This window comes from Mycobacterium sp. (assembly GCF_039583785.1).
Lineage (GTDB): Bacteria > Actinomycetota > Actinomycetes > Mycobacteriales > Mycobacteriaceae > Mycobacterium.
In genome coordinates, this window is sequence record NZ_JAVKSG010000071.1 from 1 (window position 1) to 18,607 (window position 18,607).

At 66.2% G+C, this 18,607-nt stretch carries 21 protein-coding genes, 1 tRNA gene and 1 pseudogene; 14 read left to right on the top strand and 9 right to left on the bottom strand.

From position 1 onward, the window contains the following. Positions 1 to 73: 73 nt before the first annotated feature. From purD to ABDV69_RS17245, 5 genes are all read right to left on the bottom strand, one after another. Positions 74 to 1,342 carry a phosphoribosylamine--glycine ligase gene (purD, locus tag ABDV69_RS17225; protein WP_343576511.1) on the bottom strand — a complete coding sequence of 423 codons (1,269 nt, stop codon included), beginning with the start codon at positions 1,340 to 1,342 and terminating at the stop codon, positions 74 to 76. Positions 1,343 to 1,360: 18 nt separating this feature from the next. Then, entirely contained in the window at positions 1,361 to 1,798 is a 438-nt protein-coding gene (locus ABDV69_RS17230) for a carboxymuconolactone decarboxylase family protein (RefSeq protein WP_343576513.1), read from the bottom strand. Further along, positions 1,798 to 2,649, bottom strand: a complete 852-nt coding sequence (locus tag ABDV69_RS17235; RefSeq protein ID WP_343576516.1) for an NAD(P)-dependent oxidoreductase — start codon at positions 2,647 to 2,649, stop codon at positions 1,798 to 1,800. The genes ABDV69_RS17230 and ABDV69_RS17235 overlap by 1 nt, the downstream gene beginning before the upstream one ends. Continuing rightward, complete coding sequence (locus ABDV69_RS17240; protein ID WP_343576555.1) at positions 2,646 to 2,900, bottom strand: hypothetical protein; 255 nt, start codon at positions 2,898 to 2,900, stop codon at positions 2,646 to 2,648. The genes ABDV69_RS17235 and ABDV69_RS17240 overlap by 4 nt, the downstream gene beginning before the upstream one ends. Positions 2,901 to 2,980: 80 nt before the next feature. Then, positions 2,981 to 4,447, bottom strand: coding sequence for an aldehyde dehydrogenase (locus tag ABDV69_RS17245; RefSeq protein WP_343576518.1), 1,467 nt, complete (start codon positions 4,445 to 4,447; stop codon positions 2,981 to 2,983). Positions 4,448 to 4,625: 178 nt separating this feature from the next. Here ABDV69_RS17245 and ABDV69_RS17250 point away from each other — a divergent pair, with 178 nt between their 5' ends. From ABDV69_RS17250 to ABDV69_RS17290, 9 genes are all read left to right on the top strand, one after another. Next, entirely contained in the window at positions 4,626 to 5,216 is a 591-nt protein-coding gene (locus ABDV69_RS17250; RefSeq protein WP_343576519.1) for a TetR/AcrR family transcriptional regulator, read from the top strand. Next, a complete protein-coding gene (locus tag ABDV69_RS17255) occupies positions 5,216 to 6,430 on the top strand; it encodes a cytochrome P450 (protein WP_343576521.1) in 1,215 nt (404 codons plus the stop codon). Before ABDV69_RS17250 ends, ABDV69_RS17255 begins: the two co-directional genes overlap by 1 nt. Continuing rightward, complete coding sequence (locus ABDV69_RS17260) at positions 6,431 to 7,255, top strand: SDR family oxidoreductase (RefSeq protein ID WP_343576524.1); 825 nt, start codon at positions 6,431 to 6,433, stop codon at positions 7,253 to 7,255. Further along, positions 7,252 to 8,604 (top strand): cytochrome P450, encoded by a 1,353-nt coding sequence (locus tag ABDV69_RS17265; RefSeq protein WP_343576526.1) that lies wholly within the window; start codon positions 7,252 to 7,254, stop codon positions 8,602 to 8,604. The genes ABDV69_RS17260 and ABDV69_RS17265 overlap by 4 nt, the downstream gene beginning before the upstream one ends. A gap of 8 nt (positions 8,605 to 8,612) precedes the next feature. After that, positions 8,613 to 8,813, top strand: a complete 201-nt coding sequence (locus ABDV69_RS17270) for a ferredoxin (RefSeq protein WP_343576528.1) — start codon at positions 8,613 to 8,615, stop codon at positions 8,811 to 8,813. Positions 8,814 to 8,824: 11 nt separating this feature from the next. Continuing rightward, entirely contained in the window at positions 8,825 to 9,370 is a 546-nt protein-coding gene (locus tag ABDV69_RS17275) for a nuclear transport factor 2 family protein (RefSeq protein WP_343576531.1), read from the top strand. A 107-nt stretch (positions 9,371 to 9,477) separates the two neighbouring features. After that, on the top strand, positions 9,478 to 10,605 hold the full coding sequence (locus ABDV69_RS17280) for an NDMA-dependent alcohol dehydrogenase (protein WP_343576548.1): 1,128 nt from the start codon (positions 9,478 to 9,480) through the stop codon (positions 10,603 to 10,605). Between the two features lie 5 nt (positions 10,606 to 10,610). After that, entirely contained in the window at positions 10,611 to 11,015 is a 405-nt protein-coding gene (locus ABDV69_RS17285) for a ketosteroid isomerase family protein (RefSeq protein ID WP_343576534.1), read from the top strand. A 52-nt stretch (positions 11,016 to 11,067) separates the two neighbouring features. Next, complete coding sequence (locus tag ABDV69_RS17290; RefSeq protein ID WP_343576536.1) at positions 11,068 to 11,478, top strand: HIT family protein; 411 nt, start codon at positions 11,068 to 11,070, stop codon at positions 11,476 to 11,478. On the opposite strand, the gene ABDV69_RS17295 is transcribed toward ABDV69_RS17290, so the two are convergent. Continuing rightward, the gene (locus tag ABDV69_RS17295; protein WP_343576538.1) at positions 11,444 to 12,901 is read right to left on the bottom strand and encodes a HAMP domain-containing sensor histidine kinase; all 1,458 of its coding nucleotides are present in this window, start codon (positions 12,899 to 12,901) and stop codon (positions 11,444 to 11,446) included. The two genes, ABDV69_RS17290 and ABDV69_RS17295, sit on opposite strands and share 35 nt — an antisense overlap. Positions 12,902 to 12,905: 4 nt before the next feature. After that, positions 12,906 to 13,622: a response regulator transcription factor gene (locus tag ABDV69_RS17300; protein WP_343576540.1), complete on the bottom strand. Its 717-nt coding sequence runs from the start codon at positions 13,620 to 13,622 to the stop codon at positions 12,906 to 12,908. A 127-nt stretch (positions 13,623 to 13,749) separates the two neighbouring features. Between ABDV69_RS17300 and ABDV69_RS17305 the strand changes: the two genes are divergently transcribed. The 5 genes from ABDV69_RS17305 to ABDV69_RS17325 all read left to right on the top strand — a co-directional run bounded on the left by ABDV69_RS17305 (position 13,750) and on the right by ABDV69_RS17325 (position 17,473). Then, positions 13,750 to 14,493: a hypothetical protein gene (locus tag ABDV69_RS17305; RefSeq protein WP_343576541.1), complete on the top strand. Its 744-nt coding sequence runs from the start codon at positions 13,750 to 13,752 to the stop codon at positions 14,491 to 14,493. Between the two features lie 28 nt (positions 14,494 to 14,521). After that, positions 14,522 to 14,593, top strand: a tRNA-Thr gene (locus ABDV69_RS17310). A gap of 22 nt (positions 14,594 to 14,615) precedes the next feature. Next, a complete protein-coding gene (locus tag ABDV69_RS17315; protein ID WP_343576544.1) occupies positions 14,616 to 14,924 on the top strand; it encodes a hypothetical protein in 309 nt (102 codons plus the stop codon). Positions 14,925 to 14,955: 31 nt separating this feature from the next. Next, the gene (locus ABDV69_RS17320; RefSeq protein ID WP_343576546.1) at positions 14,956 to 15,702 is read left to right on the top strand and encodes an MBL fold metallo-hydrolase; all 747 of its coding nucleotides are present in this window, start codon (positions 14,956 to 14,958) and stop codon (positions 15,700 to 15,702) included. A gap of 292 nt (positions 15,703 to 15,994) precedes the next feature. After that, a complete protein-coding gene (locus tag ABDV69_RS17325) occupies positions 15,995 to 17,473 on the top strand; it encodes an LCP family protein (RefSeq protein WP_343576550.1) in 1,479 nt (492 codons plus the stop codon). A gap of 33 nt (positions 17,474 to 17,506) precedes the next feature. Here the strand turns inward: ABDV69_RS17325 and ABDV69_RS17330 are convergent. Continuing rightward, a pseudogene (locus ABDV69_RS17330) lies at positions 17,507 to 17,677 on the bottom strand (alpha/beta hydrolase); the annotation flags it as partial. A 106-nt stretch (positions 17,678 to 17,783) separates the two neighbouring features. Continuing rightward, positions 17,784 to 18,575: an SDR family NAD(P)-dependent oxidoreductase gene (locus ABDV69_RS17335; RefSeq protein ID WP_343576552.1), complete on the bottom strand. Its 792-nt coding sequence runs from the start codon at positions 18,573 to 18,575 to the stop codon at positions 17,784 to 17,786. Positions 18,576 to 18,607: the final 32 nt, after the last annotated feature.

Consider the following 18,607-nt stretch of genomic DNA (forward strand, 5'->3'; position numbering starts at 1 on the left):
CAGACCAGATCGCCCGGCGCACGGCCAAGGGGGACCAGCCCCGCGTAGGAAGCAACAAATCGGGAGACACGCCCTAGACGCGAATCTTCCCGTCGGCGGCGGCCAGGCCGATATCGGTACGAAAGTGGCTGCCGAGCAATCGAATTGACCCGATGGTCGCGTAGGCGGCCGAGCGGGCAGCGGCCAGATCCGTGCCGGTGCCCACCACCGAGAGCACCCTACCGCCCGACGACACGATCGCGCCGTCGTCGCGGCGGGTGGTTCCGGCGTGCAGGACGCCGGCGGCCTCCGAGCCGACGATCGCGTCACCGGTCCGCGGCAGGCCCGGATAGTTCTCCGCCGCAAGCACGACCGTCACCGCCGCGCCGTCGCGCCAGCGCAGTTCGCCGAAGCTTGCCAGCGTGCCGGTGGCCGCCGCGTTGAGCAGCTGGCCGAGCGGTGATTCGAGTAGCGCGAGCACCGCTTGCGTCTCCGGATCGCCGAAGCGGCAATTGAATTCGATCACGGCAGGCCCGCTCGAGGTGATCGCCAACCCGGCATACAGCAGCCCGGAGAATGGACTACCGCGCCGAACAAGTTCGGCGGCAACGGGTTCCACAATGTCGCCGACGATCGAGCGGTAGACCTCGGCCGGTAGCCACGGCAGCGGCGCGTAGGCGCCCATGCCGCCGGTGTTGGGCCCGGCGTCGCCGTCGCCGACCCGCTTGAAGTCTTGTGCCGCCAACAATGGCACCACGGTCTTGCCGTCGACGACGCAGAACAGGGACACCTCGGGGCCGTCGAGGAACGACTCCAGCAGCACCGGATGACCGGACTCGAGCAGGCTTGCAGCGTGGGCGCGCGCGACGTCGCGGTCCGGCGTGACAACCACACCCTTGCCGGCCGCCAGCCGGTCGTCTTTCACCACCCAGGCCGGGTCACCTGCCCGCGGGCCGAACCGGTCCAGTGCCGCATCCAAATTCGCTGGGCTGTCGACGATCTCGCTGGCGGCGGTCCGCACCCCGGCGGCTACCATCACGTCTTTGGCGAACGCCTTGGATCCCTCGATCTGCGCGGCGTCCGCGCTGGGCCCGAAGCAGGCGATCCCGGCGCCACGGACGGCGTCGGCCACGCCGAGCACCAGAGGCACCTCGGGACCGATCACCACCAGGTCGGCGTGGATCTGGCGAGCCAATGCGACGACGTCGTCACCGGAGGAGACATCGACGTCGTGCTGGTCCGCGATCGCCGCGGTGCCGGCATTACCGGGCGCGATGGCCAGCGCCTCGACCTGCGGGTCGGCGCGCAATGCCAACAGCAGCGCATGTTCGCGGGCACCGGAGCCGATCACCAGAACGCGCACGAGATGTCACTCTAATGGCTAGGTCCCGGCCTCACCCGAGTGCATCTTGAGCGCGTTCTCGACGTTGGCCTTCTTGTCTTCGGCGGCACCCTTGGCCGCGGCCTTCTTCCGCTTCGCGACCACGCTGTCGACGGCGCCGTTGAGCGCGGAGCCCAGCGGGAAGCCGAGGTAGTGCGTCAGAAAGACCGCCATCTCCTTGAGTTCGGTTTCGGTGAGTTCCTCGTTGAGCAGCGCCGCGTTGATCTGGATCTCGGCCAGGTCGCGGTTACCGATCGCGGTCACCGCGGTGAGCGTCATGATGCGCTTGTCGCGCATCGACAACCCGGGACGGCTCCAGATGCTGCCGAAAAGATGGTCGACAGTCAGGTCGAAGTACGCGTCGCCCTCGATGTTGGGCATCTCCCAGCCGTAGACCTCGTTCATCTTCGCCAGGCCCTTGCTGCGCAACTCGTCCATCACTCCCCCTTCTCTGTGTGCGGCACGCCAAGTCCAGCTGCCAACCGCTGATACGCCAGGTGAGCGAGCGGCAGGTCGACCGATACCGACTCGCCCAGAGCCAGCGCCAGACTCAGATCTTTCTCCCCCAGCTCGCGGGCGTGCACGAAAGATTGATACAGGAAGTTGTCCGGCTCAAGGTCAGTCATGTTGTCGCGCACCATGATCGCGCCCGGTCCGCTGGTGAGCGCGTCGGTGTGGCGCACCACCCGGCCCAGTGCCTGCAGGTCGAGCCCGGCCGCCTCGGCCAGCTTCATCGCCTCGCACGCCGCAACGTAGGAGGTGAACGTCAACATGTTGCGGGCCAACTTCATTCGGGTGCCGGCACCGGGCTCGCCGGCGTGGACGACCATCGCCGCCCAGTGTTTGAAGGCCGGCTTGATCCGCTCGTAGACCTCGCGGTCGGCACCGACCATCGTGGCGAGTGCGCCCTTGGCCGCGGCGGCCGCGCCACCGCTCACCGGAGCGTCAACGATGTGGATGCCCTGCGGTGTGAGTTCGCCGGCGAGTTGGGCGGCGGTGGTGTCGCTGATCGTCGAGTGGATCGCAATGACGGTGCCGGGCTTGGCGTGCACCGCCAATTCGCCGACGACCTCGCGCACCTGTGCGTCGTCGAGCACGGTGACGTGGATGAGGTCGGCGTCCGCGACGTCGGCGACACTATCGGCCAGGAGTGCGCCTTTTTCGGCCAGCGGCGTCATCGCGTCGGCGCGGATATCGTAAACCGTGATGCCGCCGGGCCATTCGGTCATCTTGGTGGCCATCGGCGCGCCCATGTTGCCCAGGCCGATGTAGCCGAGCCTGAGTGTCATGACCGGTTCACCTGTCCGGTGATCCAGGACGCCTCATCGGGTGTCCCCATCCGGGACAGCGGCAGACCCTTGACGACGTCCTGCACGATCTCCTGCGGGGTGGTGGTCCGGTTGGCCTCGGTGTCTTTGGGTCCCGGCGCGATCGCCGTGAACCGCTGGTAGTACCCGGGGTCGACGGTGAGCAGGAAGTCGAGCTTCATGCCGGCACCGGATCCGGTGACGATGGCGACTTTGTTCTCGGACCGCCCCATCTCGCTTCCTTCCTCTGGCCGAGTGGCCACTTATTGCGGGTGAAACGCCAATCTTCACGCCATAACTGGCCATTCGCGGGCTACACCGCAGTGGCAATGGTTTTGATTTCCAGGTACTCCTCGAAACCGGCCAGGCCCATCTCGCGTCCGTTGCCGGATTGCTTGTAGCCGCCGAACGGCGCGTCCGCCGAATACCAGACGCCGCCGTTGACGTTGACGGTGCCCACCCGCATTCCCGCGGCGAAGCGGGCCGCGCGCTCCGGGTCGGCGCTGAACACGCTGCCGGACAACCCATATGGCGAGTCGTTGGCGATGCGTAGCGCGTCGTCGTCGCCGTCATGGGCGATCACGGTGAGCACCGGTCCGAAGATCTCCTCGCGGGCGGGGCGGGCGTCGTTGGTCAGGCCGGCGATCACCGTCGGTTCGATGAAGAACCCGGTGTCGCGGTCGGCGGGTCGCCCCCCGCCGCACGCGAACGTTCCGCCCTCGGCGATCGCCAGGTCGAGGTAGCCCTGCACCCGATCGCGCTGCCGCGCCGAAATGACGGGCCCGCAGACAGTTCCGGGGTTGTTCGGGTCACCGGGCTTGATCGATCCCATGGTGCCCGCGGCAATCGCGACGGCCTCGTCGTAGCGGGCCCGCGGCACCACCAGCCGGGTCGTGATCGCGCAACCCTGGCCGGCGTGCATGGACGCGGTGAACGCCGAGACCGAGCAGGCGCCGTTCAGATCAGCATCGTCGAGCACGACGAACGCCGACTTACCGCCCAATTCCAAGAAGACCTTCTTCAACGTCGCCGCGGCATCACCCATCACGGCACGACCGGTGGCGGTGGAACCGGTGAACGACACCATGTCCACCCGTGGGTCGGTGGCCAGCAGCGCGCCCACGCTGTGGTCACTGGAGGTGACGATGTTGACGACGCCCGGCGGGAAGTCGGTGTGCTCGGTGATGATTTCGCCGAGCACCGCCGCGCACCACGGCGTGTCCGGGGCGGGCTTGAGCACGATGGTGTTGCCGGCGGCCAGCGCGGGACCCAGCTTGGCGAGGTTGATCTGGTGCGGGAAGTTCCAGGGGGTGATGGCACCGACGACGCCGACGGCCTCGCGGGCGATCGTGCGCCGGGTGGGAATCCCCAGCGGCGACGCCTCACCGAGGTCGGAGTTCCACCGATAGGACTCGGCGGTGTCGGCGGCAAAACTCAGGTCGTCGACCGGGCCTTCCAGTTGCGCTGCGGCGGTGAGCATCCGGGGCGCGCCCACCTCGGCGATGGTGATCTCGCGCAGGTCTTCGACATGCGCACGCATCGCGTCGCGTAGTTGGCGAATGCAGCGCACCCGAAGCGCGGTGTTGCGCGACCAGTCGGTGTCGTCGAAGGCACGGCGCGCCGCCCCGATCGCGCGGCCCATGTCCTGCGCGTCGGCGTCGGCCGCCGCCCCCAGCACCTCTTCGGTGGCCGGGTTGACCGTGGCGAAGGTGCCCTGGTTGCCGCTCGTCAGCTTGCCGTCGATGAGCAGCGAACTCACCCCGTCGGCCAGCACCGCCATCGTCGCCTCCGCAGCTGTTCGTCAATGGACAGTTGTCCGGAATAGTCCAGTCGAAGATAGTCTCAGCGCCGTCGGAAAGGCAAGAGTTGCCAGCGGCGTCCACCCGTGAACCGGCTTGTAACTGGCACTTCACCGAAACGACTTGCCTGTCGGCCAACCCGTCGGATACCGTGGACAAGTGTCCAGCGAACCAGTGGCCACCATCAGTCGCGACGTTCCGCGCAACCGTCGACAGGAAGAAACCTTCCGCAGGGTCCTCACCGCAGGAGTCGAGGTGCTACGGGAGACGTCCTACGGCGACTTGACCGTGCGGGCGGTGGCCGCCCGCGCCAAAGTCGCCCCGGCGACGGCCTACACCTACTTCTCCTCGAAGAACCACCTGATCGCGGAGGTCTACCTGGACCTGGTGCGCCAGGTGCCGTACTTCACCGACGTCAACGAGCCGATGCCGACGCGGGTCGACAAGGCCCTGCGCCACCTCGCACTCGTCGTCGCCGACGAACCTGAAGTCGCGGCCGCCTGCACGACGGCATTGCTCGGCGGCGGCGGCGATCCTGCGGTCCGGGCGGTGCGGATGCGGATCGGCGCCGAGATTCACCGTCGCATCACCTCAGCCATCGGGCCCGACGCCGAGCCGCGCATCGTGTCGGTGCTGGAGATGACGTTCTTCGGCGCGCTCGTCAACGCCGCCAGCGGGGCCTACAGCTACGACCAGATCGTGGACCACCTCGCGTACGCGGTCGGTCTCATCCTCACCACGGAAGCGTGATGACCGCTCAGATCGACAAGCCGCTGCTCGACCCGTACGACTACGACTTCCACGAGGACCCGTATCCGTACTACCAGCGACTGCGCGACGAGGCGCCGCTGTATCACAACGAGGAACTCGGCTTCTGGGCCTTGTCGCGACATCACGACGTGCACCGAGGCTTCCGTAACAGCACGACGCTGTCGAACAGGTACGGCGTCTCGCTCGACCCCGCCTCCCGCGGGCCGCACGCCGCCAAGACCATGTCGTTTCTGGCCATGGACGACCCGGCCCACCTGCGGCTGCGAACACTGGTGTCAAAAGGGTTCACGCCCAGGCGGATTCGGGAACTTGAGCCACGCGTCACCGAGATCGCGACCCAGCACCTGGACGTCCTGCTGGAGAAGGCGGCGTCCGGCGTGGCGGTCGACTACGTCGACGAGTTCGCCGGCAAGCTGCCGATGGACGTCATCTCCGATCTGATGGGTGTCCCCGAGCCGGACCGGGTTCAGGTGCGGGCCTGGGCCGACGGCGTGATGCACCGCGACGAGGGCGTCACCGACGTTCCACCGGAGGCGATCGACGCGTCGCTCAACCTGATCGTCTACTACCAGGAGATGGTGGCCGAGCGGCGCACCAAGCTCACCGACGACCTCACCTCGGCGCTGCTGGAAGCCGAGATCGACGGCGACCGGCTCACCGACGAAGAAGTCCTGGGCTTCATGTTCCTGATGGTGATCGCCGGCAACGAGACCACCACCAAACTTCTTGCCAATGCCGCTTTTTGGGGTCACCGCAACCCCGATCAGCTGACGCAGGTCTACGACGACCTGTCCCGGGTTCCGCTCTGGGTCGAGGAGACGCTGCGCTACGACACCTCCAGCCAGATCCTGGCCCGCACGGTGGCCGGCGAGCTCACCCTCTACGACACCACCATTCCCGACGGCGACGTCCTGCTGCTGCTGCCCGGGTCGGGCCACCGTGACCAGCGCGCATTCGACAAGCCCGACGACTTCGTCATCGGGCGCGACATCGGCGCCAAGCTGTTGAGTTTCGGCAGCGGTGCACACTTCTGCCTCGGCGCGCACCTGGCCCGGATGGAAGCCCGGGTCGCCCTCACCGAATTGTTCACCCGCATCCGCGGTTACGACGTGGACGAGGCCAACTCGGTCCGCGTGCACTCCAGCAACGTCCGCGGATTCGCCCACCTACCCATGACCCTGGAGGTCCGCTGAATGCCCCGCTTTGCACCACTGCCCGACCGTCGCCCGGCCATCGTTGCCGGCGCCTCCTCGGGCATCGGCGAGGCCACCGCCATCGAACTCGCCGCCCACGGCTTCCCGGTGGCCCTGGGCGCCCGCCGGGTCGAGAAACTCGACGACATCGTCGGCAAGATCAACGCCGACGGCGGCGAAGCGGTCGGCTTCTACCTCGACGTCACCGACCCGAACTCGGTGACATCGTTTGTCGCGCAATCGGTCGACGCGCTCGGCGATATCGAGGTGCTGGTGGCCGGTGCGGGCGACACCTACTTCGGCAAGCTCGCCGAGATCACAGGCGAGGAATTCGACTCCCAACTGCAGATCCACCTCGTCGGCGCATTCCGGTTGGCCTCAGCTGTGGTTCCGGGCATGATGCAACGGCAGCGCGGCGACCTGATCTTCGTCGGCTCCGATGTGGCGCTACGTCAGCGGCCGCACATGGGCGCCTACGGCGCGGCCAAGGCCGCGCTGGTCGCGATGGTCACCAACCTGCAGATGGAGCTCGAAGGCACCGGTGTGCGGGCGTCGATCGTGCACCCCGGCCCGACCAAGACCGGGATGGGCTGGAGCCTACCGGCCGAGAAAATCGGCCCCGCTCTGCAGGATTGGGCCACCTGGGGCCAGGCCCGGCACGACTACTTCCTGCGCGCCGCGGATATCGGACGGGCCATCACATTCGTCGCCGAGACGCCGCGTGGCGGCGTCATCGTGAACATGGAGCTGCAGCCCGAGGCGCCGCTGACCGACACCACGGACCGCCAGAAACTCGCCCGCGGCGAAGAAGGGCTGCCGTCATGAAAACCTGCATCGTGCCCCGGGTGTCCGGCGGCGAAGTAGAACACGGTCATCTCGAAGAATTCCGCACCGACCCCATCGGTTTGATGCAGCGTGTCCGCGACGAATGCGGCGATGTCGGGTGGTTCCAGCTGGTCAACAAGCACGTCATCCTGCTCTCGGGCGCGCAGGCCAACGAATTCTTCTTCCGCTCCGCTGACGAGGACCTCGACCAGGCCGCGGCGTACCCGTTTATGGCGCCGATCTTCGGTGCGGGCGTGGTGTTCGACGCCAGCCCGGAGCGGCGCAAGGAGATGCTGCACAACTCCGCGCTGCGCGGCGAGCAGATGAAGGGCCACGCCGCCACCATCGAGGCCCAGGTCCGGGGGATGATCGCCGACTGGGGCCACGAAGGCGAGATCGAGTTGCTCGACTTCTTCTCCGAGCTGACCATCTACACCTCGACCGCCTGCCTGATCGGCCTCAAATTCCGCCATCAGCTCGATCATCGGTTCGCCGAGTACTACCACGAACTCGAGCGTGGCACCGATCCGCTGTGCTACGTCGACCCGTATCTGCCGATCGAGAGCTTCCAGCGGCGCGACGAAGCGCGGGTGAAACTGGTTGCGCTGGTTGGTGAAATCATGGACCAGCGGATCGCCAACCCGCCGACGGACAAGTCCGACCGCGACATGCTCGACGTGCTGGTGTCGATCAAGGACGAGCGGGGCGTGCCGCGGTTCTGCGCCGACGAGGTCACCGGCATGTTCATCTCGCTGATGTTCGCCGGCCACCACACCAGCTCGGGCACGTCGGCGTGGACGCTGATCGAGCTGATCCGACACGCGGGAGTCTACGCCGAGGTACTCGCCGAGCTCGAAGAGCTGTACGCGGACGGCCAGGAAGTGAGTTTCCATGCGCTGCGGTCGATTCCGAAGCTGGACAACGTCGTCAAGGAGACGCTGCGGCTACACCCGCCACTGATCATTCTGATGCGGGTCGCCAAGGGCGAGTTCGAGGTGGCGGGCTTTCCGATCCATGACGGCGACTACGTGGCCGTATCCCCGGCCATCTCCAACCGGATCCCCGAGGACTTCCCGGACCCCGATGCGTTCAAGCCGGACCGCTACAACAAGCCCGAGCAGGCCGACACCGTCAACCGGTGGACCTGGATTCCGTTCGGGGCCGGCCGACACCGTTGTGTGGGAGCGGCTTTCGCGCAGATGCAGATCAAGGCGATCTTCTCGGTCCTGTTGCGCGAATACGACTTCGAGATGGCGCAACCCGCCGACAGCTACCACAACGACCATTCCAAGATGGTCGTGCAGCTGGCCAGCCCGGCCAAGGTCCGCTACCGCAAGCGCCAAGCGTAGGGCGCTCCATGGGTTTTCGCGTCGAAGTCGACCTGGATCTGTGTCAGGGCCATGCGATGTGCGAGCTGGAGGCACCCGATTACTTCCGGGTGCCCAAACGCGGAAAAGTCGAGATCACCGATCCCGAACCCGGTGACGCGGCCCGCGACGAAGTCGAGCGGGCGGTCGAAATGTGCCCAACGCAAGCACTACTCATCAAGGAGGATTGACTACGGTGTCTATGGCGTCACATTCGCGCGAACAGCTCGAGGCCTGGGTCGACCGTTGGTTGCAGGCCAACAAGGACTGCGAAAAAGCCGGCGACTGGAAGCCGCTCGCAGACTTCTACGCACCCGAGGCCACCTACGGCTGGAACATCGGGCCCAAGGAAGACGTGATGTGCGTCGGGATTGACGAAATCCGCGACGTCGCGCTCGGCTTGGAGATGGAGGGCCTGGAGAACTGGGTGTATGAGTACCAGAAGGTGCTGATCGACGAGAAGCAGGGCGAGATCGTCGGTTTCTGGAAGCAGATCGTCAACAAGACCGACGGCAGCCAGGACGAGATCTACGGCATCGGCGGCAGCTGGTTTCGCCTCGACGACGAGGCGCTGATCGAGTGGCAGCGCGACTTCTTCGACTTCGGCCACGTCGCGAAGATGTTCGGCGCCCTGATCGAGTCCGGCGACCTGAGCACCGGGATGCAGAACCGCATCCGGCGCAGCGTGGCCGGGGAGAAGTTGCCTGGCTACTACCCGCTGGGTCGAGCACCGGTGCCGATCTGGTGACGTGCCCGTGACGCGGATCACCCCCTTGACCTACACTCAACCAAGCGGTTGCTTGCGTGCAGCTGGACCGTTCTCAACCGACGTTCAACGACGAAAGCAGGTTCACCATGAAGACCAAAGGCGCACTGATCTGGGAGTTCAATCAGCCCTGGTCGATCGAGGAAATCGAGATCGGCGACCCGCAGAAGGATGAAGTCAAAATCCAGATGGAAGCGTCGGGCATGTGCCACTCCGACCACCACCTGGTCACCGGCGGCATCCCGATGGGCGGCTTCCCGGTGCTCGGTGGCCACGAGGGCGCCGGCATCGTCACCGAAGTGGGTCCCGGCGTTGACGACATCGCACCGGGCGACCATGTGGTGCTGTCGTTCATCCCGTCCTGTGGCCAGTGCCCGACCTGTCAGGCCGGCCTGCGTAACCTGTGCGACCTCGGTGCGGGGTTGCTGGGCGGCGTCGCGGTGTCGGACGGGACCTTCCGAATCAAGGCCCGGGGCAAGGACGTCTTCCCGATGACACTGCTGGGCACCTTCTCGCCGTACATGGTCGTACATCGCAGCTCGGTGGTGAAGATCGACGAGTCGGTGCCCTTCGAGGTTGCCGCGCTGGTCGGCTGCGGCGTCACCACCGGCTACGGCTCGTCGGTTCGCACCGCCGACATCCGGCCCGGAGAGGACGTCGCGATCGTCGGTATCGGCGGGGTCGGCATGGCAGCGCTGCAGGGTGCCGTCATCGCCGGAGCCCGCCACGTCTTCGCGATCGACCCGGTCGAGTGGAAGCGTGACCAGGCCCTCAAGTTCGGTGCGACCCACGTCTACCCCGACATCTTCGCCGCCATGGGCGGAATCATGGACGTAACCCACGGCTTGATGGCCCACAAGGTGATCGTGACGGTCGGCGAACTGCATGGCGCCGACGTGGAGAACTACATGATCCTGACGCAGAAGGGCGGCACCTGCGTGCTGACCGCGATCGGCAGCCTGCTGGACAACAACGTGACCCTGAATCTGGCGATGATGACACTGATGCAGAAGACCATCAAGGGCACCATCTTCGGTGGTGGCAACCCGCAGCACGACATCCCCCAACTGCTGTCGATGTACAAAGTCGGCAAGCTCAACCTCGACGACATGATCACCCGTCAGTACAAGTTGGAGCAGATCAACGACGGCTACAAGGACATGTTGGACGGCAAGAACATTCGCGGCGTGATCCGCTTCACCGACGCCGACCGGTAACGAGCGTGTCCGCCGCGCTGGCCGCTTCCCGGTCGTCTTGGCGCTGCGTGCAGGCGCACGACCGGGAGGGCTGGCTGGCCCTGATGGCCGACGACGTCGTGGTCGAAGACCCGATCGGCACGTCGGTCACCAACCCCGAGGGCACCGGGGTGCGGGGCAAGGACGGCGTCGCGGGGTTCTACGACACCAACATCGCCGCCAACAACCTGACGATCACCTGCGAGGAGACGTTTCCGTCCAGCGACCCGAACGAGGTCGCGCATATCTTGGTGCTGGACAGCAAGTTTGACAACGGAATCACCAGCAGCGTGCGTGGCGTGTTCACCTACCGGGTCAACGACGCGGGACTGATCACGAACATGCGCGGCTACTGGAACCTCGAGGCGATGACCTTCGGCAACGCGGAGTGACCGTCCTGCTCGCGCGGCATGGCGCCGGCGCGGTTCGCCATATGCTGAAGCGATGGCCACCATCTTCTCCAAAATCATCAACGGCGAACTGCCCGGGCGGTTCGTGTACTCCGACGACGACGTCGTCGCCTTCTTGACCATCGAGCCGATGACCCAGGGACACACGCTGGTGGTGCCCCGAGCAGAGATCGATCAGTGGCAGAGCATCGACCAGGCCGCGTTCGGTCGGATCATGTCCGTCGCCCAGCTGATCGGCAAGGCGGTCACTCGAGCATTCGACGCCGATCGTGCCGGGTTGATCATCGCGGGGCTGGAGGTGCCACACCTGCACGTCCATGTCTTCCCGGCAAAAAGCCTCGGCGACTTCGGCTTCGCCAACGTCGACCGCAATCCGTCCGCGGAATCCCTTGCCGAGGCGCAAGCGAAAATCAAAGCGGCGCTTGCTGATCTGCTACCTGCCTGACCCGGCGCACCGGCACCTCTGCAATGCGCGGCAGGCTGACGTGGAACCGGCAGCCCTGTCCTTGTGCGGTGGTCAGGTTCACGGTTCCGCCGTGGGCGTGGACCAGCGAGTCGACGATCGACAACCCCAGACCGCTACCGCCGCTGCTGCGCGCGCGGGAGGAGTCGGTGCGATAGAACCGCTCGAAGACCCGCAGCGCATCGTCCTGGCTCATGCCGGGGCCTTCGTCGACGACTTCCAAAATCGCATGCTCGGCGTCGGTGCCGACCCGCACCGTGATGTCCGCGCTCTCCGGGGTGTGCTGCATAGCGTTGGCCATCAAGTTGCCCAACACCTGGCGGAGCCGGGCATCGTCACCCAGCACCTCGGGGGTACCAGGACCGTCGACCACCTCGATGGTGATCGTGCGGCCGGGCGAAACCGCCCGCGCGTCGTGCACAGCGTCGGTGGCCAGCGCCAGCAGATCCACCCGTTGGCGCTCGATCGGGCGCTGGGTATCGAGCCGGGCAAGCAACAGCAGATCGTCGATGAGCAGTCCCATGCGTCGTGATTCGCTCTCGATGCGCGACATCACCAACTCCATGTCGCGCGCCGCCCCCTGCCGGTACAACTCGGCGAAGCCGCGCATGGTGGTCAGGGGTGTGCGCAATTCGTGGCTGGCGTCGGTGATGAAGCGGCGCATCCGGTTCTCCGAGATCACCGCCTGCTCGGCGGAATATTCAGACGATGCCAGTGCCCGCTGGATCTGGGCGAGCATTCCGTTGAGCGCCGCGGAAAGCCGCCCGACTTCGGTCCGCGCATCACGTTCGGGCACACGACGATCCAGCTGCCCGGCAGCGATCGCGGCGGCGGTCTGTTCGACCTCCATCAGCGGTCGCAGGCTTCGATGGACCACCCACGACCCGACCAGACCCAGGACCAGCAACACCGCGACTCCGATGTCGAGTTGCAGCCAGGCCAGCGAACGGACGGTGTGCTGGATCTCGGACAGGTCGTAGGCGACCGTGACGAGCCGATTGTCGCCGTGCATCGAGACGACCCGCCATTGCACGCCCGAGTTGTCCACCGATCCCACCGTCGTCGGCACCGGACCGACATCGTCGTTGGCCGGCAGGACGGGTTCAGCATGGCGATCGTTGATCACCGTCTTGCCGCGCCCGTCAGCGGAAAGGCTGCGCACGTAGAAGTTCGACGGAGGACGGTCGAGGTTGGCGTCGTGCGGGGTCTTCAACGCGCCCTTCGGGGCCTGCGCCCAGCCGCGCGAGGCCTCCTCCAGGGTTTGGTCGGCCCGCGCGATCAAGTGTTGGCGCAGGATCGACGTCACTGCGATGCCGGACGCGGTCAGCCCGCACGCGACCAGCAGAAGAGTGACGGCGACCAACCCAACGCGTAGTGGCAGTTCGATCCGAAGGTGTCGCGGCATTCGATTAACGAGGCTCCCGCAGCACATAACCCACGCCGCGCAGGGTGTGCAGCAGGCGCTTCTCGCCGGTGTCGATCTTTCGGCGCAGATATGACACGTAGGACTCGACGACGTTGACGTCGCCACCGAAGTCGTAGCGCCACACGTGATCCAGAATCTTCGGCTTACTCAGCACGGTGCCTGCGTTGATCACGAAGTAACGCAGCAAGGTGAACTCGGTGGGCGACAGCGAAACCGGCTCGCCGGCTTTCCACACCTCGTGGGTGTCTTCGTCGATTTCGATGTCGGCGAACGTCAGTCGGGCGTTGTGGGCCTCGGCGACGCCTTTCCCGGTGCGCCGCAAGATAACTCGTAGCCGCGCGACGACCTCTTCCAGGCTGAACGGTTTGGTGACGTAGTCGTCGCCGCCGAGCGTGAGGCCGGCGATCTTGTCCTGCAACGAGTCACGGGCGGTGAGGAACAATGCGGGCGCGTCGATGCCGTCGGCGCGCAGCCGGCGCAGCACCCCGAAACCGTCCATGCCGGGCATCATCACGTCGAGGATCACCGCGTCCGGTTTGACGTCGCGGGCCAGATCCAGCGCCGATGCCCCGTTCGTGGCGGTGTGGACTTCGAAGCCTTGGAATTTGAGGCTGACCGATAACAGCTCGACGATGTTGTCCTCATCGTCGACGACGAGAACACGTGCCTCTGGTACTGCTTCTGGTATTGCTGCTGACATGACGTTAATTCCCCCTTACTCAGCTGAATAAAGTCTGCATACCGGCTGTGTGCGCGCTGAGAATTTGTTGGACGCCGATCGCGGTCAACCACCACGGGATGTGACCTGGGCTGAATACACTCGAGGGATGACTGTGGGCAAGAGCCTGGTGAGCCTCGCCACCGCGCCGGTGCGGGTCGGACTCGCCGCCGCCGACGCCGGGGTGGGCATCGCGACGACCGCGCTCGGCATGGCGCACCGCGGCCTCGGTGACACCGGCGCGACGGGCGGCCCCAACGCGGTGGCGCACCTGCTCGGCATCGACGATGCGATGGCCCGGGCCAACCGGCTGGCCCGGTTGCTGGACGACGACACGCCGCTCGGGCGGGCCATTGCCGCCGACGGGCCCATTGATCGACTGCTGCGCCCGGGTGGGGTCGTCGACATGCTGACCTCCGACGGCGGCCTGCTCGATCGGCTGACCGCCGACGGCGGCGGGCTCGAGCGTGCGCTGAAGCCGGGCGGGCTGGTGGATCAGCTTACTGCCGACGACGGGCTGATAGAGCGCGTGTTGGCCGAGGATGGGCTGGCAGATCGCCTGCTGTCGGAGGGCGGGCTGATCGACACGCTGACCGCGCGCAACGGCCCGCTGGAGCAGCTCGCCGGCGTTGCCGACACGCTGGCCCGGCTCGCGCCCGGAATGGAGGCCCTGGAGCCGGCCATCGCGACGCTGCAGGATGCGGTGATATCGCTGACCTCGGTGGTCAACCCGTTGAGCAGTATCGCCGAGCGGATTCCGCTGCCCGGCCGTTGGCCGGGCCGACGCTCACCGACGCGGACGGTGCGCCCGCAGCAGATCATCGACCACGAGAACTCCGGCCACGACGAGTGACCCGTTAGGCTGACCGGGTTACAAACCGGCCTCCTTAGCTCAGTGGTAGAGCACTCGCCTTGTAAGCGAGCGGTCGTCAGTTCAATCCTGACAGGGGGCTCCGCGTCCTCAAAGGAGCTTTCATGACCTACCGTCGTCTTGCGTGGGCATGTGGCGTCGTCCTGGTGGTGACCATCATCCCCGTTCAGGCTCACTCCGAGCCGCCGACCAAGTGTCTGACCAACACCGCCAAAGGCAAACAGGTTTATGTTCCCTGCGACTTGCTCAACGCCGGGGCCAATTACCCGCCGGGGCAGCGTTGTCCGTTGCCGATCGAGCAGTACCCGAAGGATGTGGCCGATTGGTGTGGCGACGGGCCGGGCCTCCCGAGTCCCACGCCCACGACTCCGACGACCTCTGCGAGCCCGACGAGTCCGGTCAGCACACCGTGACGGCGTCCTGCATGAAACGGATTCGCTATTCATGCGGATGACGGTCCTCGGCAGCGGCGGATGGATTCCCACCAGCTCCCGTCAGACCAGTTGTTATCTGATCACCTCTGGCACCGAGGCGTTAATCCTCGATGCCGGAACCGGTTTCGGCGCCCTGCAGATCAACCCGTCGCTGCTGAACGGGGTCGAGACGGTGACCGTGGCGCTCAGCCACTTCCACCTCGATCATGTGATCGGCCTCGGGTTCGTCAGCGCCCGCGCGCTGGGTGGCCGGGAACTCACCATCGCCGGGCCGGGCTCGATGGCATACGGCCGGCCCACCCGCTCGATCGTCGAGGACCAGCTTCTCGCGGCGCCGTTGCAGACGACGTCGCCGCTGGCGTCGGCGCGCTGGGCCGAGCTGGGTTCAGACATCCTCGGTTTCGCCGGGCAGGAGATCCGGACTTGGGAACAGACTCGCCACTCGCTGCCGTCGACCGGCTTTCGGGTCGGGGACCTTCTCGCCTATTGCACCGACACCGAGTTCGATCCGCACACCATCGGACATGTGGCGGGTGTGGCCACATTGCTGCATGAGGCGTGGGAGCCCAGTGCTGCGCAGCGGGGCCACACCTCAGGCGAGGAGGCCGGCGCCATCGCCGCCGAAGCCGGGGTTTCGCGGCTGTTGATCACCCATCACCATCCCCTTCCTGGGGTGGCCGAGCGCACCGCCGAGGCGGCCCAGGCCCGCTTCGGCGCGACCCTGTCGGCCGCGGACGGGGCGATTCTCGAGCTCTAACGGCACGATTTGGCCACAATTGGTACGCCCGCACCGACGCGTCGCGGAGGCGCATCGCCCCAGTTCAAACACTTTCTGACAGTATTTTCGCCGGCCGGCGGTGAGCTGGCGCACTGAACGGTCCTCAGCAAGCTGCCGCATAATAGGGGTAAGCACCAACCAACGCACCTACATTTCATCCCGGTTCAGGCGCGAACCCCTAGACAAAGCCGAGATTGTGGTGGAAGCACTGCAGCGATCCAGCCCCAAGCATCGCCGTCGCACGACGACGCGCAAGAAGCGTCTCCGCACGCTGGCGCATGCCACGGGTGCGTTCGCCGCGATAGCGGCACTAGTGACCACGGCATCTGGCTACTGGATGGCGCACGGCATGCTGAGCGGGATCACCGTCTCGCAGGCCCTGAGCCCCGAGGACCCGAAGTCCGACGGCAACGGGATCAACATCTTGCTGATCGGGCTCGACTCGCGGAAGGACCAGAACGGCGACGACCTGCCCTGGAGCCTGTTGAAGCACCTGCACGCGGGCGACTCCGACGACGGCGGCTATAACACCAATACGTTGATCCTCGCGCACATCGGCCCGGACGACAAAGTGTCGGCGTTCTCCATTCCCCGCGACGACTGGGTCGCCTGGCACGGCGTCCCCGGCTACAACCACATCAAGATCAAAGAGGCCTACGGCCTGACCAAGCAGTACGTCGAGCAAAAAATGATCGACAAGGGTGTCAGCGACCAGAAGAAGCTGGAGGCCAAGGGGCGCGAGGCCGCCCGCGCCGCGACGTTGAAGGCCGTGCGGAAGCTGACCGGGGCGCCGATCGACTACTTCGCCGAGGTCAACCTCGCCGGTTTCTACGACCTGGCCAGCAGCCTGGGCGGGGTGGACGTCTGCCTCAAACACGCCGTGTACGACGACTACTCCGGCGCCGACTTCCCGGCGGGCCACCAGCGACTGGACGCCGCGCAGGCGCTGGCGTTCGTCCGGCAACGGCACGGCCTGCAGAACGGCGACCTGGACCGCACCCACCGCCAGCAGGCCTTCCTCGCGTCGGTGATGCACCAATTGCAGGATGCCGGCACCTTCACCAACATCGGAAAGTTGAAAGACCTGATGGCCGTGGCGCGCAAGGATGTTGTGCTGTCATCGGGCTGGGACGAGGACATGTTCCGCAAGATGGGCGCGCTGGCCGCCGGCTCGATCGAATACCGGACCCTGCCGGTGGTGCGCTACGACAACATCAACGGCCAAGACGTCAACATCGTCGACCCCGCCGCGATCAAGGCCGAAGTGGCGGCCGCGTTCGGCACGTCCTCGTCGTCGACGACATCGACCACCCTCGATGCACCCTCCCCGTCGACCGTCGTCGACGTGGTGAACGCCAGCAGTGTCAGCGGCCTGGGCAGCAAGGTGGCCCGCACGCTGAGGCACGACGGCTACACCACCGGCTCGGTACGCGACCGGGTTCGCGGTGAACCCACCTCCACCACAGTCGAATACGGGCCCGGCGCCGAGTCCGACGCCCGTGAAGTGGCGAACCTGCTCGGTGTCGACGCCCCCGACAAACCGAACAGCACGCTTCAGTTCGGGCACGTCGAGGTGGTGGTCGACGACAACTTCTCGGTCCCCAGCCAGGACGAGTCGCTGTCCGACTCCACCACGCCGTCCACGCTGTACGACACCTACGGGTGGAAATCCAGCATGACTACCTCCGCCGACCCGACCCCCGATCAGGGTGCACCGATCGGTGGCGGCGGCGTCCCCTGCGTGAACTGACCTACTTCCGCAGCAAGAACGCGAGCACCGTGCCCGGTCGTCGCGGCCCCAGGTGATCAACGTCGGCGCCTGCACCCGGTGCATCACCGCCCAGGGTTGTGGGCCTTTGGACGACTCCAGGAATTTCATCATCGCAGCGAACGCTTCCTTGCCGTACATCCGCCGCGCGCCGGCCAACGTCGCCGGATCGGTGGCGTGATAGCGCAGAACGCCTGCGTCGGTGGTGATTTCACGCAGAGTGTCGTCGTAGCTGGATTCGATGGCGCCGCTCCTCCTCATCGCTGCGCTCTGCATCGTCGCCGGCGCGGGCTCACGCGTGCGTGCCGCCGTCGATCCGGATCTCGGTGCCGGTGATGAACGCACCGTCCTCGGACACCAACATCGCGATGACGCCGGCGACGACAGCGGGGTTGGCCATCCCGGCGCCGCTGGATTCCTCGGTGGTCGGCAGGATCGGCATCAGCCGGGCGAACAGGCCCCACTCGGCGTCCTGCGGAATGTATCCGCCGGTGGCGTCGGTGATTCCGGACTTGATACTGCCCGGCGCCACACATGTCGCGCGCAGGCCCTTGCTCGCGTACTCCAGCGCGATCGCGTGCGTGAAGGCCTGCACGCCGCCCTTGCTCGCCGCGTACGCCGCCATGTACGGGTGGGCGAACGATGCGGAGGTAGAACTGAAGTTGACGATCGCACTGCGGGGGTTCTGCAGCAGGCTCGGCAGCGCCTCACGGACCACCAGGAAGGTTCCGGTCAGGTTGATTCCGATGATCTGGTTCCACTGATCCAGGGCCATCTGTTCGGTGTGCACGGCGCGCAGAATTCCGGCGGCGTTCACCACCGAATCCAGACCGCCCAGTGTGTCGACCGCCGAGCGCACTCCGTCGATCACCGACCACTCCTCGGCGATGTTCATCTCCAGCGTGGTCAGGCGCTCGCCGGCGCCGGCCTCCTCGGCGCGGGCGCGGGTCTTCTCCAGTCCGTCGGCGGCAACGTCGGCGCCGACCACCGACGCACCCTCGTCCAGCAGGCGTAGCGCGGTCGCCTGCCCGATACCCGAGGCCGCACCGGTCACCAGGATTCGATTGCCGGCTAATCGTTTCATCTGCCCTCCCGTTTCGATCTCACTATGCATCA